The 25,322-nt window shown below is 66.2% G+C and carries 24 protein-coding genes; 10 read left to right on the top strand and 14 right to left on the bottom strand.

The window, feature by feature from the left end:
- Positions 1–55: 55 nt before the first annotated feature.
- On the top strand, positions 56–571 hold the full coding sequence (locus ACHQ4I_RS13635) for an NUDIX hydrolase (protein ID WP_420772070.1): 516 nt from the start codon (positions 56–58) through the stop codon (positions 569–571).
- Positions 572–656: 85 nt separating this feature from the next.
- On the opposite strand, the gene ACHQ4I_RS13630 is transcribed toward ACHQ4I_RS13635, so the two are convergent.
- The 5 genes from ACHQ4I_RS13630 to ACHQ4I_RS13610 all read right to left on the bottom strand — a co-directional run bounded on the left by ACHQ4I_RS13630 (position 657) and on the right by ACHQ4I_RS13610 (position 4,274).
- Positions 657–1,862, bottom strand: a complete 1,206-nt coding sequence (locus tag ACHQ4I_RS13630) for an alkane 1-monooxygenase (protein ID WP_420772069.1) — start codon at positions 1,860–1,862, stop codon at positions 657–659.
- 164 nt (positions 1,863–2,026) lie between these two features.
- Positions 2,027–2,647 carry a TetR/AcrR family transcriptional regulator gene (locus tag ACHQ4I_RS13625; protein ID WP_420772682.1) on the bottom strand — a complete coding sequence of 207 codons (621 nt, stop codon included), beginning with the start codon at positions 2,645–2,647 and terminating at the stop codon, positions 2,027–2,029.
- A gap of 39 nt (positions 2,648–2,686) precedes the next feature.
- A complete protein-coding gene (locus tag ACHQ4I_RS13620; RefSeq protein ID WP_063047281.1) occupies positions 2,687–2,869 on the bottom strand; it encodes a rubredoxin in 183 nt (60 codons plus the stop codon).
- Complete coding sequence (locus ACHQ4I_RS13615) at positions 2,866–3,039, bottom strand: rubredoxin (protein WP_420772068.1); 174 nt, start codon at positions 3,037–3,039, stop codon at positions 2,866–2,868. Before ACHQ4I_RS13615 ends, ACHQ4I_RS13620 begins: the two co-directional genes overlap by 4 nt.
- 2 nt (positions 3,040–3,041) lie before the next feature.
- Positions 3,042–4,274: an alkane 1-monooxygenase gene (locus ACHQ4I_RS13610; RefSeq protein WP_420772067.1), complete on the bottom strand. Its 1,233-nt coding sequence runs from the start codon at positions 4,272–4,274 to the stop codon at positions 3,042–3,044.
- A 169-nt stretch (positions 4,275–4,443) separates the two neighbouring features.
- Between ACHQ4I_RS13610 and ACHQ4I_RS13605 the strand changes: the two genes are divergently transcribed.
- The 8 genes from ACHQ4I_RS13605 (at position 4,444) to hpf (ending at position 14,374) form a co-directional block, all read left to right on the top strand.
- Positions 4,444–5,934, top strand: coding sequence for an RNA-guided endonuclease InsQ/TnpB family protein (locus tag ACHQ4I_RS13605; protein ID WP_420772066.1), 1,491 nt, complete (start codon positions 4,444–4,446; stop codon positions 5,932–5,934).
- Positions 5,935–5,973: 39 nt separating this feature from the next.
- A complete protein-coding gene (gene ahcY / locus ACHQ4I_RS13600) occupies positions 5,974–7,458 on the top strand; it encodes an adenosylhomocysteinase (protein WP_420772065.1) in 1,485 nt (494 codons plus the stop codon).
- A 101-nt stretch (positions 7,459–7,559) separates the two neighbouring features.
- Entirely contained in the window at positions 7,560–8,207 is a 648-nt protein-coding gene (locus tag ACHQ4I_RS13595) for a dTMP kinase (protein WP_420772064.1), read from the top strand.
- 78 nt (positions 8,208–8,285) lie between these two features.
- Positions 8,286–8,963 (top strand): MtrAB system response regulator MtrA, encoded by a 678-nt coding sequence (mtrA, locus tag ACHQ4I_RS13590; RefSeq protein WP_062984230.1) that lies wholly within the window; start codon positions 8,286–8,288, stop codon positions 8,961–8,963.
- 38 nt (positions 8,964–9,001) lie between these two features.
- Entirely contained in the window at positions 9,002–10,888 is a 1,887-nt protein-coding gene (mtrB, locus tag ACHQ4I_RS13585; RefSeq protein WP_420772681.1) for an MtrAB system histidine kinase MtrB, read from the top strand.
- Between the two features lie 2 nt (positions 10,889–10,890).
- Complete coding sequence (lpqB, locus tag ACHQ4I_RS13580; RefSeq protein ID WP_420772063.1) at positions 10,891–12,702, top strand: MtrAB system accessory lipoprotein LpqB; 1,812 nt, start codon at positions 10,891–10,893, stop codon at positions 12,700–12,702.
- A 74-nt stretch (positions 12,703–12,776) separates the two neighbouring features.
- Positions 12,777–13,421, top strand: a complete 645-nt coding sequence (locus tag ACHQ4I_RS13575) for a ComF family protein (protein WP_420772062.1) — start codon at positions 12,777–12,779, stop codon at positions 13,419–13,421.
- Between the two features lie 245 nt (positions 13,422–13,666).
- Positions 13,667–14,374: a ribosome hibernation-promoting factor, HPF/YfiA family gene (gene hpf / locus ACHQ4I_RS13570; protein ID WP_420772061.1), complete on the top strand. Its 708-nt coding sequence runs from the start codon at positions 13,667–13,669 to the stop codon at positions 14,372–14,374.
- A 183-nt stretch (positions 14,375–14,557) separates the two neighbouring features.
- Here hpf and ACHQ4I_RS13565 read toward each other — a convergent pair whose 3' ends face one another.
- Genes ACHQ4I_RS13565 through ACHQ4I_RS13555 form a run of 3 tightly spaced genes read right to left on the bottom strand, consistent with a single transcriptional unit; the run spans position 14,558 to position 16,310 of the window.
- Positions 14,558–15,091: a hypothetical protein gene (locus ACHQ4I_RS13565; RefSeq protein WP_420772060.1), complete on the bottom strand. Its 534-nt coding sequence runs from the start codon at positions 15,089–15,091 to the stop codon at positions 14,558–14,560.
- 52 nt (positions 15,092–15,143) lie between these two features.
- Positions 15,144–15,593: a hypothetical protein gene (locus tag ACHQ4I_RS13560; RefSeq protein WP_420772059.1), complete on the bottom strand. Its 450-nt coding sequence runs from the start codon at positions 15,591–15,593 to the stop codon at positions 15,144–15,146.
- Positions 15,594–15,605: 12 nt separating this feature from the next.
- Entirely contained in the window at positions 15,606–16,310 is a 705-nt protein-coding gene (locus ACHQ4I_RS13555; RefSeq protein WP_420772058.1) for a helix-turn-helix domain-containing protein, read from the bottom strand.
- Between the two features lie 441 nt (positions 16,311–16,751).
- Between ACHQ4I_RS13555 and ACHQ4I_RS13550 the strand changes: the two genes are divergently transcribed.
- A complete protein-coding gene (locus ACHQ4I_RS13550) occupies positions 16,752–18,044 on the top strand; it encodes an acetyl-CoA C-acyltransferase (protein ID WP_420772057.1) in 1,293 nt (430 codons plus the stop codon).
- Here the strand turns inward: ACHQ4I_RS13550 and bluB are convergent.
- From bluB to ACHQ4I_RS13520, 6 genes are all read right to left on the bottom strand, one after another.
- Positions 18,041–18,673, bottom strand: a complete 633-nt coding sequence (gene bluB / locus ACHQ4I_RS13545) for a 5,6-dimethylbenzimidazole synthase (RefSeq protein ID WP_420772680.1) — start codon at positions 18,671–18,673, stop codon at positions 18,041–18,043. The genes ACHQ4I_RS13550 and bluB overlap by 4 nt on opposite strands.
- Before the next feature lie 167 nt (positions 18,674–18,840).
- The gene (locus ACHQ4I_RS13540) at positions 18,841–20,088 is read right to left on the bottom strand and encodes a fatty acid desaturase family protein (RefSeq protein WP_420772056.1); all 1,248 of its coding nucleotides are present in this window, start codon (positions 20,086–20,088) and stop codon (positions 18,841–18,843) included.
- 100 nt (positions 20,089–20,188) lie between these two features.
- Positions 20,189–21,622 carry a fatty acid desaturase family protein gene (locus tag ACHQ4I_RS13535; protein WP_420772055.1) on the bottom strand — a complete coding sequence of 478 codons (1,434 nt, stop codon included), beginning with the start codon at positions 21,620–21,622 and terminating at the stop codon, positions 20,189–20,191.
- 80 nt (positions 21,623–21,702) lie between these two features.
- Positions 21,703–22,860 (bottom strand): ferredoxin reductase, encoded by a 1,158-nt coding sequence (locus ACHQ4I_RS13530; protein ID WP_420772054.1) that lies wholly within the window; start codon positions 22,858–22,860, stop codon positions 21,703–21,705.
- 199 nt (positions 22,861–23,059) lie between these two features.
- Positions 23,060–23,623 (bottom strand): DUF6912 family protein, encoded by a 564-nt coding sequence (locus tag ACHQ4I_RS13525; protein WP_420772679.1) that lies wholly within the window; start codon positions 23,621–23,623, stop codon positions 23,060–23,062.
- 10 nt (positions 23,624–23,633) lie between these two features.
- Positions 23,634–25,046 carry a WS/DGAT/MGAT family O-acyltransferase gene (locus tag ACHQ4I_RS13520; RefSeq protein WP_420772053.1) on the bottom strand — a complete coding sequence of 471 codons (1,413 nt, stop codon included), beginning with the start codon at positions 25,044–25,046 and terminating at the stop codon, positions 23,634–23,636.
- Between the last annotated feature and the right edge of the window lie 276 nt (positions 25,047–25,322).

Genomic DNA, 25,322 nt, shown 5'->3' with positions numbered 1-25,322 from the left:
GTGGGATCCGCACTCGTCGTGGGTGTCCGCAAGGGGTGCGGAAGGGGGCGGATCGGTGAGCGCGAGTTCCCTGCACGCCTCGGCGACGCAGCTGCTCGAGGCGTGGCAGCCCACCGGAGTCGACGCCTCGCTGCGGGAGGCGATGCTGGCCTTCCTCGGATCCGCCCCGCGCGGGTGTCTGCGCGAGCACGCTCCCGGTCACATCACGGCCTCGGCGGTGGTCTTCTCGCACGACGAGCGCGAGGTGCTGCTGACGCTGCACCCGCGAGTCGGCCGCTGGATCCAACTCGGCGGGCACTGCGAGGAGGGTGACGAGACCGTGGCCGACGCCGCGCTGCGCGAGGCGACCGAGGAGTCCGGCATGGCGGGTCTGCGCATCGATCCGGAACTCTATGGCGCGCAAGCACATCCGATCACCTGCTCGCTCGGCGTCGCGACCAGGCACCTCGATCTGCTGTTCCGCATCGTGGCCCCGGCCGGTGCGATCCCGGTCCGCAGCCACGAATCCACCGATCTGCGCTGGTGGCCGGCCGACGCGCTGCCCGACAACGCCGACGTCCTGCTTCGCTGATCGGCGAGACTTCCGCCGACCCAGGGTGGTCGCGTTGTGGGGTTCCCGGCGCAAGCCGGGAACCCCACAACCTCCTGCGGATGAACTACGCGGTCACGCCGTAGGTCATCAGGATTCGACGGCGCTTGCGCGGCTGGATATTGGCGAGGGTGATATCGCCGCCGTAATGGGCCAGCACGCGGTGATCCATGATGTGTCGCCAGAGCGGCGGGATGGCCGCGAACACGATCATGGTGGCGTATCCGGCCGGCAGCTGCGGCGCCTGCATCGAGCTGCGCAGCGTCTGGTACCGGCGTCCCGGATTCGCGTGGTGGTCACTGTGCCGTTGCAGGTGGAACAGGAAGATGTTGGTGACCAGGCGGTCGCTGTTCCAGCTGTCGCGCGGCGAGCAGCGCGCGTAGAGACCGTTGGGGCGGCGCGCCCGCAGCAGACCGTAGTGCTCGACGTAGTTCACCGTCTCCAACAGCGCGATCCCGATCAGCGCCTGCAGCGCCAGATACGGCACCATGCGCCAGCCGAAGATCGCGACCAGCGTGCCGAACAGCACCACGCTCATCGCCCATGCCTGCAGGATGTGGTTGTCCAGGCTTAACCAGCGTTTGCCCTTGCGGTTCAGGCGGTCGCGTTCCAGTTTGATAGCCGAGCGATATCCGCCGGAAACACTGCGCGGCAAGAACTCCCAGAGCGATTCGCCCATCCGGGCGCTGGCCGGATCCTGCGGCGTCGCGACCCTGGCATGATGGCCGCGATTATGCTCGACGAAGAAGTGGCCGTATCCCGATTGCGCCAGCGCGAGCTTGGCCAGCCAGCGCTCCAGGTGTTCGACCCGATGCCCGAGTTCGTGCGCCGCATTGATGCCGATGCCGCTGACGAAGCCCAAAGTCGCTGCCAGCCCGAGCTTGTCGACCACGCTGAGCTCGTCACCGGCCCACATGTAGGCGGCGATGACCAGCCCGATCATCTGGACCGGTAGGAACAGGTAGGTGCACCACCGGTAATACCTGTCATTGGACAGCAACTCGTAATCCTCATCGCGTGGATTGCTGCCGTCCTCACCGACCACCCAGTCCAGCACGGGGATCACGATCAACACGATGATCGGCCCGATCCACCAGAAGATCGGGGCACCGGTATGCAAGACCAGCTGCGATGGCAACAATGCGCTCGATGGTGCGATCAGACCGAGGACCCACAGATGGCGTTTGGGGTCGGGAGACCCCGCCGGTTTGCCAACCGTTTGCACGTTTGCCCCGCTAAATAAGTACCCTAACTCCGACGCATGACAATACATACAGACCTTACGTCTGTTACACAGCAGTTGGGCGCTGAAAGGCGTCAGCGGTTACATGCCTGACAGTTGGTATTTAAGCATGTTCACATGTGGCCGCGATCACGGCACACTCACCGCAAACGGTCAACTTCTCACTGGTGGGATCAACGCCGTTCTCGCGGGGCTCAACGCCGTTCGCGCGCGGCCAGAATCGCCTCGACGTACGGACCGAATACCGCACTCAATTCCGCGGGTGCGTCGCGCCCCGGCGCGGGCGGCGTCGGGATGTAGCTCAGCGCGATCCGCACCAGAGCCTGGGCCAGTACATCGGATTCGGCGGCCGTCGCCTGCACCCAGGTGTGCTGGAACGCGGTGGACAGCCGCGCGGTTGCGTGTTCGAGCAACGGCTCGGCATCAAGGGTGATGAGCCGCAACAGATCCAGCTTCACCTCACCGATGACCAGCGACTGCACCAGCGGGTCGGCGGCGGCCGCCCGGAAGAAGTCGCGCAGCCCCTCCTCGAACGCGGCGCGCGCGTCGCCGATATTGCCGTCGATCGCGGAGCCGACGTGGTCGACCAGATCGTCGGCCAGGCGCAGCGCGTAGGACTGCGCCAGCCCGGCGCGCGAACCGAATTCGTTGTAGAGGGTCTGCCTGCTGACCCCGGCCCTGGTGGCCACGTCGCCGAGGGTGATCTTCGACCAGTCCCGCTCGGTCAGCAGCTCGCGCATCGAATCCAGGACGGAGGTGCGCAGGAGTTCCCGCGCCGCCTCCTGATAGGAAACCCTCGGTCCGGTGCGCGGCATACCCGCGAGGTTGTCACGGGTGGTTGCCGCAGTCAAAATTCACGACCGTTCGATCTCGACCATGTAGAAATCGGCCTTGGCCGCGCCGCAGTCCGGACAGGTCCAGTCGTCCGGAATATCGTCCCAGCGGGTGCCGGGCTCGATCCCGTCCTCCGGCCAGCCCTTGGCCTCGTCGTACTCGAAGCCGCACTGGATACATTGGAATAGTTTGTATTCCGTCACTGGGGAACTCCCATCGGTTCGAAGTCGATCTTCTCGCGCACACCGCAGTCCGGACAGCACCAGTCGTCGGGCACCTTGTCCCACGCCGTGCCCGCCGGAAAGCCTTCGTGCGGCGCACCTTTCAGCTCGTCATAGACGTAATCGCAAACGGGACAGCGAAACCTGCTCATGATCACGCCTCCGCCGTACCGTAGCGCGCGATCACCTTGTCCCGCTTGGCCGGATGGATATTGGCACGGGTGATGTCGCCGCCGTAGTGCGCGAGCACCCGCTTGTCCATCACGCGCCGCCACAGCGGCGGGAAATAGGCGAGCAGGATCATGCTCGCGTAGCCGCTCGGCAGATTCGGTGCGCCGTCCCAGCTGCGCAGCGTCTGGTAGCGCCGGGTCGGGTACGCGTGGTGATCGCTGTGCCGCTGCAGGTGGTACAGGAAGATATTGGTGACGATGTGGTCGCTGTTCCAGCTGTGCACCGGGGCGGGCCGCTCGTAGCGGCCGGATGCGGTGCGCTGGCGGACCAAGCCGTAGTGCTCCAGGTAGTTGACCGCCTCCAGCAGACTGAAGCCGACGATCGCCTGCAGGATCAAATACGGCAGCAGGCCGATGCCGAACGCCGCGAGCAGCACCGCGCACAACGCCACCGACATCAGCCAGGCGCTGAGCACTTCGTTCTGCAGGCTCCACGGCTTCTTGCCCAGACGTTCGAGCCGGGTCCGCTCCAGACGCCACGACGAGGTCAGGCTGCCCCACACCGTACGCGGCAAGAAGGCCCAGAACGTCTCGCCCACACGGGAACTCGCCGGATCCTCCGGCGTCGCGACGCGCACGTGGTGGCCGCGGTTGTGCTCGATGTAGAAGTGGCCGTAGCACGACTGGGCCAGGGCGATGCGCGAGAGCCAGCGCTCCAGGTCGACCTTCTTGTGGCCGAGTTCGTGGGCGGTATTGATGCCGATGCCGCCGATCATGCCGATGGTGATGGCCAGACCGATCTTGTCGACGATGTGCAGCCCGCCGTCGATGCCGAGCCAGCTCAGGTTGTCCGCCGTGATCAGGTAGCAGCCCATGATCAGCGTCGCGTACTGGAAGGGCAGATAGAGGTAGGTGAGGTAGCGGTAGTACTTGTCGTTCTCCAGGTACTCCATCACCTCGTCCGGCGGGTTGTTGCCGTCCGGGCCGAAGAAGATATCGGCCAGCGGAATCACCACGTAGACCAGCACCGGGCCGAACCAGAACGGCACCTGGGCCAGCCTGTGCCAGCCGAATTCATTCAACGCCCAGACCAGCGGCAGGCCGATGGAGAACAGGCCGGTCGGCGCGAACAGCCCCCACAGCCACAGATATCGCTTGCTGTCGCGCCAGTCGGTCGCCTCGACCCGGGGGCCGGACGCATGGGTTTCCGTGGACATCGTTGTCTCCTCATCAGGGGCACATCACATGTGGTATGCAGCACCACTAAAGTTGACAATAGAGATCATCTTGTCGTCTGTCTAGACAAATCATTGAATTTGTAAAGAGTGGCGGAAACGGCAAATCGGATGAATCGAACTTGTCGGTGGCTGGTGGGATGCTGCCGATGTGGTGCGGCACACTTCGTTCCGGTTCTGCTTGGACCCCACGGTCGAGCAGCAAACAGTGCTGTGGCGCCACGTCGGCGCGGCGCGGTTCGCGTTCAATCAGTGCCTGCGCGCGGTGAAGTCGGCGTTGGCCGCGCGCAAGAGCGACCCGACAGTGTCGGTGCCGTGGTCGGGGTTCGATCTCATCAACTACTTCAACCGGTGGAAGAAATCCGAGCAGGCCGGGCGGGTGTTCGTGGTCGACACAGAGGGCACCACCGTCACGTCGGCCACCGGGCTGGTGTGGCGAAGCGAGGTATGTCAGCAGGTGTTCGAGCAAGCGGGCGTGGATTGTGCGCGGGCATTGGCGGCATGGACGGACTCGCGTCGCGGCACCCGCAAGGGTCGCCGAGTCGGCTTTCCGCGGTTCAAGAGGAAAGCCGCAGGACAACGATCGTTCCGGTTGCGCAACAAGAACTCCCGAGGGTGCCTGCCTTTGATCCGAGTCGGAAGCGATGACCGTCCGCGATCGGTCATACTCCCCGGTATCGGGACGGTTGCGGTCCGTGACGACACCCGGCGATTGCGGCGAATGCTCTTGGGTGGTCGTGCGAAGATACTGTTCGCCACAATCACCATGAAGGGCGGGCGGTGGTGGATCACGCTGAATGTGGAGGCGGTCGACCTGCACCCACGCTTGCAGCACCCCGCCCGCTCAGCCGCAGACAGTGGTAGTTGGGTGGGGGTGGATCGTGGCCTGTCGGCATACTTGGTCGCGGCAACCAGCGGTGGCGCCCAGGTTGCTCGTGTTGATCAGCCTCCGAAGCCTTTGGTCGCCGGGATGCACAAGCAACGCCGCCTGGCCAAATCGGTAACCCGAAAACCGAAGGGCTCCAACAACAGACAACGAGCCGCAGCCAGACTCGGTCGCCACCATGCCCGGGTAGCCGATATTCGCCGCCATTTTCTGCATCAGGTCACCACCGAGTTGGTCAAGACCCACGACCGCCTCGTACTGGAGGACCTGAACATTGCAGGCATGCTGCGCAACCGCCATCTGGCCCGCGCGATCGTCGATGCTGGATGGTCCGAGTTCGCGCGAATGATCACCTATAAACAAGCCTGGCGCGGAGGCACCGTCGTCCTCGCTGATCGGTGGTTCCCCTCGAGTCAGATCTGTTCCCGCTGCGGCACCCGCAACGCCGAACTGACCCTGGCCGACCGAACCTTCAGATGTAAGAACGGACATGAACTCGACCGCGACCACAACGCCGCGGTCAACCTCGCCGCCTGGGGCGAACAACACCACAACACCCAGGCTCGGGAGCCCGAAGCGCGAGCCCCGGTTACCAATGTCCGCCGACGGGAAGGCGCTGGCCCACAGCTATGTGTGGGTGCAACCGGTCCGGACGACGCGGAAACCAATGCTCAAACCGCACCAGCGGGAGTGTTGGACGTCCGAGAAGGACGGTGTCTACCAGGCTCAACGGCTGGCGGACACGCTGTAGCCTAGGTGCGGTACTGACGAACCAGGAGAGGCTGATAGAGGCAGATGACGACCTCAGAACTTCCCGCACGCACGTCCCTGACCGCCGATGTCCGCAACGGCATCGATTACAAGGTGGCGGACCTGTCGCTGGCCGAATTCGGCCGCAAGGAGATCCGCCTCGCCGAGCACGAGATGCCCGGCCTGATGGCACTGCGCCGCGAGTACGCGGAGGTGCTGCCGCTGAAGGGTGCGCGCATCTCCGGTTCGCTGCACATGACCATCCAGACCGCGGTGCTGATCGAGACGCTGACCTCGCTCGGCGCCGAGGTCCGCTGGGCCTCGTGCAACATCTTCTCCACCCAGGACCACGCCGCCGCGGCCGTCGTCGTCGGCCCGCACGGCACCGTGGACGCGCCGACGGGCACCCCGGTCTTCGCCTGGAAGGGCGAGACCCTGGAGGAGTACTGGTGGGCCGCCGAGCAGATGCTGACCTGGCCGGGTGAGCCCGCGAACATGATTCTCGACGACGGTGGTGACGCCACCATGCTCGTGCTGCGCGGTGCGCAGTTCGAGAAGGCGGGCGTGGTGCCGCCGGAGGACGAGGACCACTCGACCGAGTACAAGGTCTTCCTGAACCTGCTGCGCGAGCGCTTCGAGACCGATAAGACCAAGTGGGGCAAGATCGCCGAATCGGTGCAGGGCGTCACCGAGGAGACCACCACCGGCGTGCTGCGGCTGTACCAGTTCGCGGCGGCGGGGGAGCTGGTGTTCCCGGCGATCAATGTCAACGACTCGGTCACCAAGTCCAAGTTCGACAACAAGTACGGCACCCGTCACTCGCTCATCGACGGAATCAACCGGGGCACCGACGTTTTGATCGGTGGCAAGAAGGTACTGATCTGCGGCTACGGCGATGTCGGCAAGGGCTGCGCGGAATCGCTTGCGGGACAGGGCGCCCGGGTGCAGGTCACCGAGATCGATCCGATCAACGCGCTGCAGGCGCTGATGGACGGCTACGACGTGGTCACCGTCGAGCAGGCGATCGGCCAGGCCGATATCGTCATCACCTCGACCGGCAACAAGGACATCATCACCCTCGATCACATGAAGGCGATGAAGGACCAGGCCATCCTCGGCAATATCGGTCACTTCGACAACGAGATCGATATGGCGGCGCTGGAGCGTTCCGGCGCAACGAAATTGAACATCAAGCCGCAGGTCGACCTCTGGACGTTCAAGGAGTCCGGCAAGTCCATCATCGTGCTCTCGGAGGGGCGTCTGCTGAATCTCGGCAATGCCACCGGACATCCGTCGTTCGTGATGTCGAACAGCTTCTCCAACCAGGTGATCGCGCAGATCGAGCTGTGGACCAAGCCGGAGGAATACGACAACGAGGTCTACCGCCTGCCCAAGCACCTGGACGAGAAGGTCGCGCGCATCCACGTCGAGGCACTCGGCGGCACGCTGACCAAGCTCACCAAGGATCAGGCCGAGTACATCGGCGTCGATGTCGAGGGCCCGTACAAGCCCGACCACTACCGCTACTGAGCCGCGGCAGGTAGCGCCGAAAAGGCCTGTGCCCCGCCGACCCACCTCGGTCGGCGGGGCGCTGTCAATTGATGTCGCCGCCTGGCGGTAACCTGCTCGCCATGGGCGTGCTGATTGCGGTTGAGGGCCTCGATGGCGCCGGGAAGCGGACGCTGATCGACGGCGTCCTCGCGGACCTGCGCGCCAGGGGTCTGCGCGCGGAAACGCTCGCCTTTCCACGCTATGACCGGTCCGTGCATGCCGATCTCGCGGCCGAGGCATTGCGTGGCGCCCATGGCGATCTCGCCGATTCGGTGCACGGTATGGCGCTGATGTTCGCGCTGGACCGGGCGGGTGCGCGCGATGAGTTGTCGAAGTTGTTGGCCGACAACGACATCGTGATTCTGGACCGCTATGTGGCCTCCAACGCCGCGTATTCGGCCGCGCGCCTGCAGCAGTCGGCCGACGGTGAAATCGTGCGCTGGGTGGGCGAATTGGAGTTCGGCCGCTTCGATTTGCCGGTACCGACGCTGCAGCTGTTGCTGGACGTACCGACCGAGGTCGCGGCCGAGCGTGCCCGGCTGCGTGGCGAACTCGACCGGACCCGCGCGCTCGACGCCTACGAGCGCGACGGCGGACTACAGCGGCGCACCGGCGAGGTGTACCGTGAGCTGGCCGAACGGAACTGGTACGGGCCGTGGTGGAGATACCGATCCGGTGACGATCCGGCGACGCTGGCCACCAGATTGGCCGAAATTGTTGCCGGATAGGGTTGGATGTGCGGCGGGATTGCACCAGTGTTGGCGTGGCGGCCCGTTCCGAGCGCGAGAGATGACAACATAGTAGTTATGAAGCCGAAGATTCTGGTCGTCGACGACGATATGGCACTCGCTGAGATGCTCACGATCGTCTTGCGCGGGGAAGGGTTCGACCCGCATGTGGTCGGCGACGGCACGCAGGCGCTGGCGGCGGTTCGTGAGATCCGCCCCGATCTGGTGCTGCTCGACCTGATGCTGCCCGGTATGAACGGCATCGATGTATGCCGGGTGCTACGGGCCGACTCGGGAGTTCCGATCGTGATGCTGACGGCGAAGACCGATACGGTCGACGTCGTACTCGGTCTGGAGTCCGGGGCCGACGATTACATCGTCAAGCCCTTCAAGCCGAAGGAGCTCGTCGCCCGGGTGCGTGCCCGCCTGCGCCGCACCGAGGAGGAGCCCGCCGAACTGCTCTCCATCGCCGATATCGTCATCGATGTGCCCGCACACAAGGTGACCCGCGGTGGTGCGCAGATCTCACTGACGCCGCTGGAGTTCGACCTGCTCGTCGCCCTGGCCCGCAAGCCGCGCCAGGTCTTCACCCGTGAGGTGCTGCTCGAGCAGGTCTGGGGCTACCGGCACGCGGCCGACACCCGTCTGGTGAACGTCCACGTGCAGCGGCTGCGCGCGAAGGTCGAGAAGGATCCCGAGAACCCGGAGATCGTGCTGACCGTCCGCGGTGTCGGTTACAAGGCCGGACCCCCGTGATCGGAGGCGATGCGGATCGTTCGACCGCCTCGCCCGGGGTGGTGCAGCGTCTCGAACGATCCCTCGCGCCGGTGGTGGCCTGGCTGAAGGAGGTCGGCAGCGCACTCGGCCACGTTTGGCGGCGTTCGCTGCAATTGCGCGTCATCGTGTCCACGCTCACCCTGTCGCTGATCGTCATCACGATCCTCGGCGTGGTGCTGACCAGTCAGATCACCGACCGGTTGATCGACGCGAAGATCAACGGCGCGGTCGAGGAGATGGATCGCGCCCGCAATACGGTGGAGAGCCAGCTGGCCGGTGTGCACGATATCGGCACCCAGCAGCAGCGTCTCATCGATGCCCGCAACGCGCTGTCCAACCGCGGCGGCACCGGCCAATCGACCGGCGTCGCAGGCAGTTTCGATTCGGCGCTGAGCCTTGTCGGCGGTACCCCGCAGCAGCAGATCTCGACCGGGCCGATCCAGGAGGTGCCCGAGGAACTGCGCCGGTTCGTCGCGCGCAACCAGGTCAGCTACCAGTTCGCCACGGTCGCGGACCCGGACGGCTATCACGGCCGGTCGCTGATCGTCGGCAGCCCGAGCGCCGAGGTCCCGACGCTGCAGATCTATCTGATCTTCCCGCTGGCCAATGAGGAGCGCAGCCTATCGCTGATGCGCGGCACCATGATGATCGGCGGCATCGTGCTGCTGGTGCTGTTGGCCGCGATCACCGCGCTGGTCACCCGGCAGGTGGTGCTGCCGATCCGCTCCGCGGCCCGGATCGCGGGCCGTTTCGCCGACGGCAGGCTCAAGGAACGCATGCTGGTGCGCGGCGAGGACGATATGGCGCGGCTGGCCCAGGCCTTCAACGAGATGGCCGAGAGTCTGTCCAACCAGATCAGCGAGTTGGCGGAGTTCGGAAATCTGCAGCGCCGCTTCACCTCCGACGTCAGCCATGAGCTGCGGACCCCGCTGACCACCGTCCGCATGGCCGCCGACCTGATTCACGGCAGCAGCGACGATCTCGATCCGGCCCTGGCCCGCAGCTCCGAACTGCTGGTCACCGAACTGGACCGGTTCGAGGGTCTGCTCAACGACCTGCTCGAGATCAGTCGGCACGACGCCGGTGTGGCCGAGCTGCAGGTCGAATCGCTCGACGTGCGGATGTGCGCGCGGGCCGCGATCTCCACCGTGCGGCATCTGGCCAAGGAGTCCGGTGTCGAGGTGGTCATCGACATGCCGGAGGAGCCGCTGGTCGCCGAGGTCGATCCGCGGCGCGTGGAGCGGGTGTTGCGCAATCTGCTCGCCAATGCGATCGACCACAGCGAGGGCAAGCCGGTGCTGATCCGGATGCGCGGCGATGTCGAGGCCAATGCGGTCGCGGTGATCGTGCGTGATCAGGGTGTCGGCCTGCGGCCCGGCGAGGAGAAGCTGGTCTTCAACCGGTTCTGGCGCTCGGACCCATCGCGGATGCGGCGCTCCGGCGGCACCGGACTCGGCCTGTCCATCAGCGTCGAGGATGCGAATCTGCACGAGGGCAAGCTCGAGGCGTGGGGCGAAATCGGCATCGGCGCGAGCTTCCGGCTGACCCTGCCGCTGGTGCGCGGCAAGAAGATGGGCGCGAGCCCGCTGCCGCTGGAACCGGTGTTGCGCAAGGCATTGCCCGTGCCGCAGGTCGATACCCAACCGGCCGAACCGGAACCGGCCGCCGAGGGCACGGTTACGGACCTGGCTTCGGTGATCCGGGTCGAGACGAACGGTGCCGACGCGACCTCGATCGCCCCCGACCCGGTCCGCACCGATTCGGCCGACTCCGACTCGAACGGGATCGCACCCACCAACGGCACCGGATCTGCGGCCGACGCGGCCGCGCCCGATGCCGATACCGCCGAACCGGAGCAGGCCGGGCACAGCGTGCCCGGTGACGGCGGGGACGTACAGTCATGAGGATGCGTAGCTGGTATCCGAGGCGCACTTCGCTGCGGCTGTCCGCGCTCGGCGCGGCGGCGGTGGCGGCGCTGCTGGTACTCACCGGATGCGCGAGCCTGCCGGAATCCTCGGCACCGCAGGCGCTCGGCACCATCAATCGGCAGCCCACCTCCGATGGCCCGCCGCCGCCCATCGGGGGGCGCGATCCGGATCTGCTGCTGCGTGACTTCCTGCAGGCCACCGCGGATCCGGCCAACCGGCACCTGGCCGCCCGGCAGTACATGACACCGACGGCGTCGGCACAGTGGGACGACGCGGCGGGCACCTTGATCGTGGACAGGGCCGATACGCTGCGCGAGTCGCGTTCCGGCGATAAGGCGACCTACGTGATCCGGGCGCACAAGGTCGGCGAGCTGGCCGCGGACGGCGCCTATCGGGCCATCGATGCGCCGCTGGAAAACAAGATCGAGATGACCAAGGTCGACGGCGAATGGCGCATCGATGAGCTGCCCGACGGCGTCGTCATGGAGCAGACCGCGTTCGCCAAGTCCTATCGGCGCTACGTGCTGTACTTCATCGACCCGTCCGGCACCACCCTCGTCCCGGATCTGCGCTGGATCTCGGTGGCCAAGAACCAGCTGACCCAGCGGCTGCTCGCCCTGCTCGCCGAGGGGACCCAGCCCACACTCGCCTCGGTGGTGCGCAACGAACTCGCGCCACCGGTGAGCTTGCGCAGCCCCATCACCAAACCCAATAACGACAACAATGACGTCGGCGTCGGACTCGGCGGGGTGCGCCTCGATTTCGCGGGCGCCGCCGCACTGTCCCCGCGCGATAAGGAGCTATTGGCCGGACAGGTGGTGCTCACCCTGGCGGGCGCCGATATCCTCGGCCCGTACATGCTGCTCGCCGACGGTAAACCGTTCGACGATCGCTTCGCCGCCAACGGCTGGTCGGTCGCCGATGTCGAATCGCTCAGCCCGGCCGTCTACGCGCGCAACCAGATCGGGCTGCACGCCCTGCGCAACGGCTCACTGGTGCAGGTCACCGACGGCGGCATGATCACTCCGCCCGGCTACTTCGGTGCGGTGAACAATCTGCAGTCGGTCGCCCTGTCACCGGACGGCCAACTGGTCGCCGCGGTCGCCGACGCCGGACGTCCGCCGCCGGAGCCGGCGCGCACGCTCATGGTCGGCAGCTACGGCGGCAACGCCTTCCCGGTCGCCGCGGGTTCGACGATCAGCCGACCCTCCTGGAATGCCGATGGCACCGCGGCCTGGGCCGTCATCGATGGCGAACGGGTCATCCGCGCGGTCAACGATCGCGCCACCGGCAATGTCTCGGTGCAGGAGGTCGATATCTCGGCATTGACGACCTCGGGGTCGGGTCTGCGGCTGCCGATCACCGAGTTGCGGATCTCGCGCACCGGTGTGCGGGCGGCGCTCATCGCCGACGGCAAGGTCTACGTCGCGGTGGTCGAACGACGCCCGGACGGCAAGTACGTGCTCACCTCGCCGCTGCAGCTGGCACTCACGCTCAGCACCAGGGCGGTGTCGTTGAGCTGGCTCAGCGCGGAAACGATCGTCATCGCCAGGGAGGGCAATGTCGACCCGCTGTCGACGGTTTCGATCGACGGATCACAGCCGACCCCGCAGATCAGCCAGAATCTGACCGCGCCCGTGCGGGTGGTCAGCGCCTCGCCGGAAGCGGAGTACGTGGGAGATTCGCGCGCGGTGCTCCAGCTCCAGTACAGCGATCAGACCGCCGATCGCTTCTGGCGCGAGGTACCCGGCCTCAACGGCGAGAACTCGGTCCCGGTACTTCCCGGCTGACCGGCGGCGGCGAAACGAGCGCTGCGACTCCGACATTCGGCGAACCTGTCGGTGGGTGGGGGCAGACTCGGGCGATGCGGACGCTGCTGGATCTGATCCTGGCCATGGATTGCGCCGGATGTGGTGTGGTCGGTGTGGGCTGGTGCGGGGAATGTGCGGGGACGCTGCAGCGGCCGCCGGTACGGGTGCGGCCGCGCACCGATCCTGGGGTGCCGTGCTGGGCGCTGGGGCCTTATGCGGGTCCGGCGCGGTGGGCGGTGCTGGCGGTGAAGGAGCGCGGGCGGCGCGATCTCGCCGAGCCGTTGGGGCTGGCGCTGGCGCATGGGCTGACGCGGTTGCGCGACGGCGAGCGGCCGCTGGTGTTGATCCCGGCGCCGAGTCGTCGGGCCGCGGCGCGGCGCCGCGGCGGGGATCCCGTGGTCCGGACGGCGCGGGCGGCGGCGAGGTGGCTGCCGGATTGCCGGGTGGTGCCGATGTTGCGGGTGTGGTGGGGTGTGCGCGATTCGGTGGGCTTGACAAGCAGTGAGCGCCAACACAATATGCGCGGTCGCGTCATTGCTCGGCCAGGTGCTGCGGCCGAATCGGAAATTCCGGCGAATGCCGAGGTCGTACTGGTCGACGACGTGCTGACGACCGGTGCCACGGCCCGCGAATCGGTCCGCGCGCTCCACCATATAGGGGTGCCGGTCCGTGCCGTGTTGGTGACGTGTTCGGCTTGACTCCGGGAAATTTGCGTGAACACTGGCGGACCGCCCGTTGTCGTACTACCGTCGCGATCACACACCCGAACCGGGAGTTTGGAGGTGGCGCCTCGGACATCATGTGCCGAGAGATTGTCTATCGGCACGGCTAATCCCGCCGCACGCACGTTGGTCTGTGCGGCCATATCCGGGAGGTACGCGTGACGACTTCTTCACGACCTTCAGTGAAAGTTGCCCCCTCTGTTAAAGAGGCACAGTCTTCGGTGCTCGATGACAGCACCTTGCAGGCAACAGCCGAACCCGAAGCGGACCGACCTCGAGCGCCTCGCGGCGATGTCGTGGTGAAGGGCCGCAATGTCGAGGTTCCCGACCATTTCCGAATTTACGTCGCGGAGAAACTCTCCCGTCTCGAACGCTTCGATCCGTCGATCTTCCTCTTCGATGTGGAGTTGTTCCACGAACGCAATCGTCGTCAGCGCAAAGCCTGCCAGCGCGTCGAGATCACCGCGCGCGGCAAGGGCCCGGTCGTCCGGGCGGAGGCCTGTGCGGACAGCTTCTACGCTGCCCTCGAGTCGGTGACCGGGAAGCTGGAGAGCCGATTGCGCCGGACGAAGGATCGGCGCCGGGTGCACTACGGTGACAAGACCCCCGTATCGGTGGCCGAGGCGACCGCTGACCTGATCGATGAGTCCCTGTTCGCACCAGCGAACGCGACCGCTACGGTGCACGAACATCCCGAGGTCGAGGGCCGTCGGCCCGCCGAATCGGAATCTCCGGAATATGCGGCCGGTCCCGGCCATATCGTGCGAACCAAGGTGCACAGCGCGACCCCGATGTCCGTCGACGACGCCCTGTATCAGATGGAGCTGGTCGGCCACGACTTCTTCCTCTTCCAGGACAAAGAGACCGACCGACCGTCGGTCGTCTACCGTCGCCACGCATTCGACTACGGCCTGATCCGGCTCGCGTAGTTCCCGCTCTACCTTGCCTCCGGGTATTCAGCGCACGAGTTGAATACCCGGAGGACAGTGCTGTGTGCCTGCGTAGCAACTGATTTCGCAAGCACATGGGTTCCTCATCGGGTACGTCCAAGCCTCGGCCAGGCTTTCGACCGCCGGCCCGCGACGAACCTGTCGTGGCACCCGACGACCGGCCTAAGATTCGGGGAGGCGGGGGAGCCGATCGCGAAAAAAGGTTCTGTGTAGCAAGGAATCTCGGCGTTGCGGGCGCATGGCCGCCAGCATGACCAGGTCGGCGAAGGTCTCCGCATCGCGTTCGCGCGCGGATTCATAGTCGCTGCGCCCCAGCACATATGCGATGGACTCCGGGGAAATCGAGGGGAGCAGTTCGGCGATGGCGGACAGCGGCCGTGGCGCGGATGTCTCGGTCGCCGATTCCGGTCCGTGGCCGAGCAGCATATGGCCCAGCTCGTGCACGATGATGTGCTCGGCATGCCATTCGGTGGTGTCGGCGCCGTAGACGATGATGTCGCTGTCGCGCTTGGCAATCCACAGCCCGCTACCGGTACCGCAGCCGGTGCCGGCGAGCAGTGCGGTATCCACCGGTTGCAGGGTGATGGTGCGGCCGCGATGTTCGGCGACGGCGTCGAGGTAGTCGCGCAGCTTCCAGGGGGACGGTATCGGTACGTCCCGGGACACTTCCCGGAACCGGCTCTCCATACCGGGCATTCGTGGCAATCTCCTACAGCGCTGCGGGTTCCGCCCCGTGTAGGTCACGATGCTACCCAGTCGTCGGAGACTGCTCCGGCTGTGGTTGCCGCACGGGTTGGTCCGTGCTTTCGATGAGCGCGGTCAACGTGGCGAGATCGACCTCGGATCCGCGCAACGCGATGCTGGCGACGTTGGCGTCACGCATGGTGGCCAGCAGTTCGAGTTCGCGATCGATCGCGGCCGCGGCGGCACCGGTGGTGGTCAGATAGTCGGCGCTTACGCCGAAACACTGGGCGATCGCGGCGAGCAGGTCGGATCCGACTGGTGCGGAGTCGAATTCGCCGCGGCGCAACCGCTCGATCCGGCCCACTGGGATGGCGCGGCCCAGCTGCGTGCCGACCTGTTCGGCCACCGAGGCGGTCGTGCGCTCGGGCTCCGAACGCGGGTGTACGGTCGCGAACAGTCGATTCACCTTGTGGCTGAGCGTTAGTAGCGCTCGGCTCTTCGCATCGTCGGTCATCTGTGTCGCCCTCTACTGCTTGCCATTTCGAATCGATGTCGCGCCCGGATGGGCCGCCAGCCAACGTGCTCGGAAGCGTGCCTCGGTGGCGGCGTCCACATCCTCCACCCGCCCGGCCAGCCAGCGGCGATAGCGGCGTTCCTCCAGTTCGGCGGGATCGCTCGACTCGGCTGGCACCTCCAGCAGATGGGAGAACGCCATCGCGACCAACGGGTGCAGCGGCCTGCCCGGTCCGCCGTTGCGTTCCAGCATCGCGGTGGCATAGCGCGCGGACAGGCGGGAGACGACCCCGTTGAGCTCCGAAATGGCCGATAGCAGTTGGGGTTCGGTGGTCCGGCCGCGCTCGACCGCGTCGTTGAGCCGACCGGAGGCGGCGAGCAGCCCGGTCAGATCCGAGATTTCGAAGCGGATCGAATCGGGTCCGGAGACGATCGACTCGTCGGTGCTCGCGGTGTGCGCCGCGATATCGCGTGCGGTCGGGTCGCCGCCCGCGTAGGTGCGCGCCGCACTGCCGGGCAGCCAGCGCAGTGGCGCGTCGAGTTTGTTCAGCGTGTGCGTGCTGATCGCCGCATCGCCGTCCTCGATCTTGCGGATCGTCGGCGCCGAGGGCCCTCCCAGATCGCCGATCTGCATCTGTGTCAGGCCGAGTTCGTCCCGGCGTTCCTTGATGATTCGGCCGAAGCGCTTATGTCGCGACAGCTCCGAAGGGCTTTGCATAGTGAGCCTCATGCTAGAGCCCTCCTGGGCAAGAAGACAACTTCATAGAAAACATTTGAAAAACTAATGGAAAGATTGCTACTGTTTCTTTGCGCCGGAAGGTGTCGACGTCCGCCTTGCGTGTTCCGGAACGAGCAGGGGCGTTCGCCGGGACAGGCGCCGCTCATCCGCCGCCCGGGGCCTTTTCCGGCCGTGGGTGCCCCGACAGTGTCGTCGCGGGCCGGCGGTTGAGTGCCAAGTCGGTTTCGGTGGTGCCAGGGAGTTGCCCGTGTGCCTGCGAAATCAGTTGGTGCGTGCGGAGAGTGCACCGGCGCGCGGTGGGGAACCTGCCCGGCTCAGCGGCGATGGAGGGGATCGCTGAGCCGGGTACCGCCGGGCCTGGACCTTGAACTTACTTCCAAGTAAGTTTGTGGGGGTAGGTCTCTCGAGGAGGAACCCCCCATGGCTACCAGTGCTGCTCGCCGTGCCGTCATCGTCTCCGGTGCGCGGACGCCGTTCATCAGGGCATTCACCGATTACACGCGGATGGATTCGATCGCGCTGGCCGATGGCGCGGTGCGTGGGCTATTGGAGCGGACCGGGCTGCCGGGTGCGCAGGTGCAGGCCATCGTGTGGGGTGGGGTGATCTTGCCGAGTGCCGCTCCGAATATCGCGCGCGAGATCGCATTGGACCTCGGTCTCGACCCCGGGTGTGAGGGTTACACGGTGACGCGTGCCTGCGCCTCCGGACTCCAGGCGATCACCTCGGCCGCGGCGGCGATCGAGCGCGGCGAATACGACATCATGATCGCCGGAGGCAGCGATTCGACCAGCAATGCCGAGGTGAAGTTGCCGCAGAAGCTGGTGCACGCCGCAGCGCCGCTGGCGCTGGGCAAGCCGAAGCCGACGGACTATCTCACCGCGGCGCGCCAGCTCGCGCCCTTCACCGATCTGCTGCCGAGCCGACCGAAGATCGCCGAACGCACCACCGGTGAGGTGATGGGGGAGTCGGCGGAGAAGATGGCCCGCATCCACGGGATCAGCCGCGCGGATCAGGACGAGTTCGCGGCGCGCTCGCATCACCGCGCGGCCGCGGCCATCGATTCCGGCCGATTCGATGACGAGGTGCTGCGGGTACGCACGCCGGACGGCGCGGACATCACCCGTGACGGACTGGTACGCGCCGATACGAGCGTCGAGAAGTTGGCGAGGCTGCAGCCGGTCTTCGCGCGCGACGGCAGCGTGACCGCGGGCAATGCCAGCCCGCTCACCGACGGCGCGTCCGCGGTGCTGCTGATGAGCGAGGAGACCGCGCACGCCCTCGGCTACCGGCCGCTGGCCGCCTTCCGCTCCTGGAGCTATGTCAGCGTCGACCCGACCGACCAGGTGCTGATCGGTCCGGCCATCTCCATGCCGCGTGCCCTCGACAAGGCGGGAATGTCCCTGGGCGATATCGATTTCGTCGATATCCACGAGGCGTTCGCCGCCCAGACGTTGTCCGTGCTGACCGCGCTGAACAGCGACGTGTGGGCCAAGACCCGCCTCGATCGCGATACCGCCATCGGCGAGGTCGATATCGACAAACTCAATGTGCACGGCGGTTCGGTCGCACTCGGCCACCCGTTCGGCGCCACCGGCGCGCGCATGGTCACCACCATGGCCAACGAATTGGCCCGCACCGGCAAGCGCGCCGCCCTGCTCGGCATCTGCGCCGCGGGTGGGATCGGCGCGTCGGCGGTGCTGGAGAGCGTCTAACGCGCAGCGGCGGGGGAGTAGGTCTCGTGGTGGACGGCGTCGGCGAGGGGGCGGCCGGTGCGCCAGCCGAACCGTTCCAGGTCCGGGACCTGCTGGAATTCGTGCACCGGGCCGACGCACAGCCAGGCGACGGGGCGGATGCCGTCGGGTAGGCCGACCAGCTCGGCCAGGAATTGCGCATCGTAGAACGAGACCCACCCGACACCGACCTGCTCCGCGGTCGCGGCCAGCCACAGGTTCTGGATCGCCAGAACCGTTGAGTAGATGCCGGTTTCGGGGACGGTGGCGCGGCCGAGGACCTGCGGACCGCCGCGGTCGTGGTCATAGGTGACCACGATGCCGGTGCCGCTCTCGGTAATGCCCTCGATCTTGATCGGCTCGAAGGTCGCCGCCCGCTCCGCTGGCAGCGCGTCCCGGAATTCGATCCGCTTGCGCGCGACGTGATCGGCGAATTTGCGCAGCGTCGCTTGTTCGCGCACCACTACGAAGTCCCATGGCTGCGAGTTGCCGACGCTGGGCGCCCGATGCGCGGCATCGAGCAACCGCCACAGCGTCGCATCGTCGACCGCAGCCCCGGTGAATTCGGCCCGCACATCACGCCGCATCCGGATGGCCTCGTAAACGCTCAGATCTTCAGCACACACGGCTCCCAGTCAACCAGCCGCAACCCGCGCTCTCACCGCCGCCCGGGGATGCTCCGAGCCCGCTCGGCCGGTTACGGCTGCGACCCGATTTGCCCCATCGAAAGGTGAAGGCGCCCACGGACTTCCGTGAGCGCCCGCACCGAGACCGGGCGTCAGCCGACGGCTACGGCGCGCCGGGCGAATCGGCGGCGACCCTGCTTCAGCGCCGTGCGCAGCCCCCGGCGCTTACCGGTGACCGGGTCGAAGCTCGGCATGGTGTCGCCGTCGAACTTGCGTTCCGAGGCGGTCTCGGGGGCGTCGTCGGCGGTCGCGCGCAGGTACTTGTTGGGCAGCGACAGCTTCAGGATGGTGCGCCAGGCCTTGAAGTACTGCACCGGAAGCGAGCCGGTGGTGTAGGGCAGGTCGTACTTCTCGGCCAGGGCGCGCACCCGCACCGCGATCTCGGCGTAGCGGTTGCTCGGTAGGTCCGGGAACAGGTGGTGTTCGATCTGGTGGCTCAGGTTGCCGGTCATGAAGTGCATGAGCGGCCCGCCGGAGATATTGGCGCTGCCCAGCATCTGGCGCAGGTACCACTGGCCCTTGGACTCGTCGTCGATATCGGCCTTGGTGAACTTCTCCGCGCCGTCCGGGAAGTGGCCGCAGAAGATCACGGCATTGGTCCAGACATTGCGGATGATATTGGCGGTGAGGTTCGCGGTGAGCGTCGAGACGAATGCGGGACCGGTCAGCAGCGGGAACAGCAGGTAGTCCTTGCCGATCTGCTTGCCGATCTTGACCAGCACTTCCTTGCGCTTGACCTCGAATTCGGCCCGCTCGGGCGAACCCTCCTTGTACCGGCCGACCTTGCCCAGCTCGAGATGCTGGACCGCGACGCCGAATTCGAAGAACATCTGCAGCAGCAGGTTGTAGACCGGGTTGCCGATATTGAACGGCTTCCAGCGCTGGTCGCGAGTGACGCGCAGCAGGCCGTAGCCGATGTCGTCGTCCATGCCGAGCACATTGGTGTACTTGTGGTGCAGGTAGTTGTGCGTGTGCTTCCAGTGCTTGGACGGGCCGGTGTTATCCCACTCCCAGTAGCTGGAGTGGATTTCCGGATCGTTCATCCAGTCCCACTGCCCGTGCATGACGTTGTGCCCGATCTCCATATTCTCGATGATCTTGGCGGCACTGAGCAGGGCCACGCCGGTGAACCAGGCGGGCGGGAGGAAGCTGGCGAACAGCACCGCGCGGCCGCTGATCTCGAGCGCGCGCTGCAGCCGGATGACATTGCGGATGTACCGCGCGTCACGAGCACCGCGCGAGGCCTCGATATCACGGCGGATCGCGTCGAATTCCGCACCTAGTGCCTCCACATCGGCTTCGGTGAGGTGCGCGTATTCCTTGACATCCGAGATCGCCATGCCGGTTACAGTACCGTAAGTTACGAGACCGTAGGTTGCTGGGACTTGTCTCCAAAATGTGGTAAATCCCCCATTGTGTAAGTGACCGGGGGGTGCTAGATCATTTCCGACGCCGGATTCGGCGGATAGCCCTCTCGCGCATGGCTTTTCGCTGCAATGTGGCCTTCTCCTGGCGCGCCTTCTCCTGCAGCGCCAGCTTGGCCTCGCGCAGCACTTCCTTCTCGTGCCGGGCCTTCTCCCGCAGCACCACCTTGGCCTCGGTCAGCGCCGAACGCAGCCCGCGGCGCTTACCGGTTTCCGGGTCGATGGGCAGCCAGTGCGTCTCGTTCCACTTATCGGCCCAGCGCTCGGCATTGGGCATCGACGGCATGGTCGGCATCGAGGGCATGGCCGGCAGCGAAATGCCGGCGAATTTGCGCTCCGAGGAGGTCTCCGGCGCATCGTCGGCGGTGCGCTTGAGGAAGCGGTCCGGCAGCGCCAGCTTGTGAATGGTCCGGAAGGCCAGCAGATACTGCTTGCCGAGCGAGCCGGTGGTGTAGGGCAGGTCGTACTTATCGCAGAGTTCGCGGACCCGCACGGCGATCTCCGGATACCGATTGCTCGGCAGATCGGGGAACAGGTGATGCTCGATCTGGTAGCAGAGGTTGCCGCTCATGAAGGCCATCGCGGGCCCGGCCTTGAAGTTGGCGCTGCCGAGCATCTGGCGCAGGTACCACTCGCCGCTGGTCTCGCCCTCGAGCTGTTCGATGGTGAATTTCTCGGCGCCGTCGGGGAAGTGGCCGCAGAAGATCACCGCGTAGGCCCACAGATTGCGCACCAGGTTGGCGGTCGCGTTCGCCTTGAGCGTCGACATGAAGGCGGGTCCGGTGAGCGCGGGGTAGAACACGAAGTCCTTGGCTACCTGGCGGGTGATCTTGCGGGCGAACTCCTTGTTCGGCTCCGACATCAGCTCCTTGGGCGGTACGCCGGACAGTTCCTTCTCGATGCTCCAGTCGTGCAGCGCGATGCCCCATTCGAAGGTGGCCGCGAGCAGGATGTTCGCCAGTGGCTGTACCAAGTGGATCGGTCGCCACTGTTCGTCGCGGGTCATGCGCAGGATGCCGAAGCCGAGGTCCTCGTCCTTGCCGAGCACATTGGTGTAGGTGTGATGCGAGTAGTTGTGCGCCCGCCGCCACTGCGCCGACGGCCCGGTCATATCCCACTCCCAGGTGCTGGAGTGGATCTCGGGATCATTCATCCAGTCCCATTGCCCGTGGCTGATGTTGTGCCCGAGCTCCATATTCTCGATGATCTTGGCGACCGACAGCAGTGCCGTACCGGTCAGCCAGGCCCATCGGTTGCGGCTGCCGAACAACACGGCGCGGGCGAGCACTTCGAGGCCGCGCTGCGCGGCGATGGTGCGCCGGATGTACTTCGCGTCACGTTCGCCGCGGGACAGCTCGACGGAACGTCGAATGGAATCGAGTTCCTGCCCCAGTGTTTCGATGTCGCTCGCCGTGAGATGAGCGAACGCCTTGATATCGGTGATGGCCACCGGGGTCCTTTCCCTGACTGGATGTACCTCGAGGGTACCTGCCGGATCCCCCCGACGGTCGGTCTGCGGCGCTCGCTGTCTCAGACGTCGAGCGTGCAGTCGCCCGCCGCTGCCGAGATGCAGGTCTGCACCTTGTCGCCCTCGCGGCGTTCGTCACCGTTGCGCAGATCGCGGGTATGCCCGGACGTCAGTGTCACGACACAGGTTTGGCAGATGCCCATCCGGCAGCCGAACGGCATCTGCACACCGGCGGCCTCGCCCGCCTCCAGCAGACTGGTCGCGCCGTCGACCTCGGCGGTGCGTCCGGTCTTACCGAAGGTGACGGTGCCGCCTTCGCCGATGGCCGAGCGTTCGATCTCGAATCGCTCGATATTCAGGCGGTCACTGATGCCCGCCTCGTGCCAGTGGTGCTCGATCTCGTCCAACATGGCGGCCGGGCCGCAGGCCCAGGTCTGACGCTCGCGCCAATCCGGAAACTTATCGTCGAGTGCGGTGAGGGAGAACCGGCCCTGCTCATCGGTCAGGTGCAGGTGCGAGGAGAAGCTGGGGCGCCGGTCGTGCAGGTCGCGCAGCTCGGCGCCGAACATCACGTCGTCGAGGGTCCGCGCGGAGTGCACATGCACCACGTCGGTGACCACATCGCGGCGATCCAGCGCACGCAGCATGGCCATGACCGGGGTGATGCCGCTGCCCGCGGTGAGGAACAGCACCTTCTCCGGTGGCGGTGAGGGCAGCACGAAACCACCCTGCGGCGCGGCCAGCCGGACGATGGTGCCCGCTGCGACACCGCTGACAAGGTGGCTAGACAGGAAACCCTCCGGCATCGCCTTGACCGCGATCGAGATGGTTCGCTTGCCGCGGTGTTCCGGATCGGTCCAGTTCGGCGGGCAGGTCAGCGAGTACGAGCGCCAGTGCCAGCGGCCGTCGACCAGGATGCCGATGCCGATGTACTGGCCCGGTTCGTATTTCCAGTCGAAGCCCCAGCCCGGCTTGATGACCAGGGTGGCCGAATCGGCGGTTTCCTTGCGCACCTCGACGATTCGGCCGCGCAGCTCGCGCGCCGACCACAGCGGATTCGCCAGGTGCAGATAGTCGTCGGGCAGCAGTGGTGTGGTGACGCGTGCGACGGCTCCGCGCAGTACGTTCAGCCGTCCGCCGCGCTCGGCGACCTCGGCCGCCGGCGCCTCCAGCCACTCCCGGACCGTGCGCACCGAGAATGCCGCTTTTTTCAAGACCATTGCCGCCGTTCGTCTCCCTGTCGTGCGGCCATTAGTGGGACCGCCTCGCAGCCAGGTTACGGCATCGTAGGTTAGTACGGGGCGTCCAGGTTGAGGGTCACAGCTACACCTCGCTGGCGCTCGGTTCCGCCGTGCCCCTCAGGGCCTGTGTTTTCGGTTCACTCGCTGGCGCTCGCTCGCAGCTACACCTCGCTTGCGCTCACAGTAATTCGAGTAGGAACGGCAGCTCCTGGGCGGCGTACCAGGCGAGTTGATGGTCCTCGGCGTCGCCGAGGACGAATTCGGCGTCGGTATCGCCGAGATCGGCCGCGTCCACCACATCGACCGCCTTGGCCACCTCGGGTTCGGCCTCGGCCAGATCGACGTGCGCCGACGCGATCCGGTCGTAGCCGATCGGCCCGGCCAGCCGGACCACCGCATCGTCGAGGTCGGGGCGCAGATTCGCGCCGGTCACATCGGCGGCGACGACCGCGCGCCGGTAGACCGGACTGTGGTAGGTGGTGGCGGGGCCGTCGGCGTCCTCGGATTCGGCATCGTCCTCGGCCGCCTCCTCGGCGTCCTCGCGCTCGGCGGCCAGCAGTCGCAGCGAGGCCCGCGCGGCCTCGGCCATCGCCACCTCGGCCAGCTCCTCGTCGTCACCGGAGGCGTAGGCCTCGCGCAGCGTGGGGGTGACCGCGAAGGCGATGCCGCCGACCGCGCGCAGCTCCCGGTTCGCGACGAGCTCACGCAGCATCGGCACGGTGGCGGGAATGTAGACCCGCATGGTGTTCTGATCAGACGCAGGCACCGAGCATCTCCTCCATGGACTCGTGCACCGACGCGGCCAGCACGCCGATATCGGCCATCGCGTCGCGGTCGGCGTTGAGTCCGTAGAAGACGCGTCCGTCATAGGACGTGATCCCGATGCTCGAGGCCTGGTTGCGCAGCAGCGGCGACACCGGATACATCTCCAGCATCCGCGCGCCGCCGATATACATCGGGGTCTGCGGACCCGGTGCGTTGGTGATCACCAAATTGAACGTGTGCTCTGCGAACGTACTCGCCGCCCGCACACTCATCGCATGCAGGCTCGCCGGAGCGAATCCGGCCAAGTGCACCAGGGTGCGAGCCCGAACCCCGCGCCGGTGCTTGCTATTGGCCTCGGTGGCATGGGAGATGTGCGATATCCGCATCACCGGATTCGGTTCGCCCACCGGCAGATCGATCAGGAACGAGGACACCTCGCTGACCGGTGTCAGCTGGTCGTCGATGCCCTCGACATAGACCGACATCGGCACCACCGCGCGCAGCACGGTCGATTCGGTGAGCGCCTCGCCGCGCGAGAGCAGCCAATTGCGCAGCGCCCCGGTGACGACGGCCAGGATCACATCGTTGATCGAGCAGTTGAAGCGCTTGCGGATCTTGCGGTAGTCCTCCAGATCCGTGCGCACCACATCGAAGCGGCGGTTGCGCGAGGTCTTGGCGTTCAACGGGCTGTCGGGTGCGCCGAAGGTGGCCGCCCGCACTGCCGAGACCACCGAGTCCACCGCCTTACCGGCAGCCTCGACCACCGAGAACGCGTGCGCGCTCGCGTCGCGGGCGACCTCGAGCGCCTCGCGCGGCTGCCCGGCCAGATGGGTGAGCGCGCCGACCAGCAGCTCCACCTCGTTGGGTTCGCGCGGCGCCACCCACGCGTCGTCGGCGATACCGCGCGGGGAAGTGCTGGTATCGAGGATCACGTGCCCGATCTCGAGCGCGGTATCCCCGTCGACGAGCGCCGAATGGGTCTTGGTGAAGATCGCGGACCGGCCCTCCGCGAGGCCCTCGATCAGATACATCTCCCACAGCGGGCGGCTCTGATCGAGCGGTCGCGACGCCAGCCTGGCCACCAGATCGTGCAGCTGATCGTCGGTGCCCGGATCGGGCAGCGCGGAGCGGCGGATGTGATAGGTGATATCGAAGTGGCTGTCCTCGACCCAGACCGGACGGCCGAGCGCGAACGGGATTTCGCGCACCTTCCTGCGGTAGCGCGGGACCAGGGAGAGCCTGCTCTCCACCAGGTCGACCAGCCGGTCGTAGTCCAGCGCCGGTTCCCCCTGCGCGGAATCGTTGCCTCGGACAATCGCGAGAGAGCCGATATGGATCGGATTGCTACTCGACTCGAGCCGATAGAACGACGCGTCCTGCGGCGTCAATCTCGTGATCACGCTGCCCGGTGCTCCTTCCGACGTGGCTCCCACCCGAGCCGTTCTTCAACGCCTATTGTGGTCGCCCACAACGGTTCGCCGTGCCCCCTGTGGTATTTCCAGCGATATTCGTGCACCCCTTTACTCGAACCTGGATCCGTGGGAGGGTTCATCGGTTCGATTCCGGGGTACTCGATTCGATCACAGCGCGCGGGTTACCGCGCGGGACATGCCCAAGAGCCGCGCTGCCCTTATGTCATTGCATGCCGTCCGACCTCAACAAATGAGTGGATATAT

The sequence above is a fragment of the Nocardia nepalensis genome (assembly GCF_048910785.1).
Classification (GTDB): Bacteria; Actinomycetota; Actinomycetes; order Mycobacteriales; family Mycobacteriaceae; genus Nocardia; species Nocardia nepalensis.
This window is presented reverse-complemented; position numbering and strand designations above follow the sequence as displayed.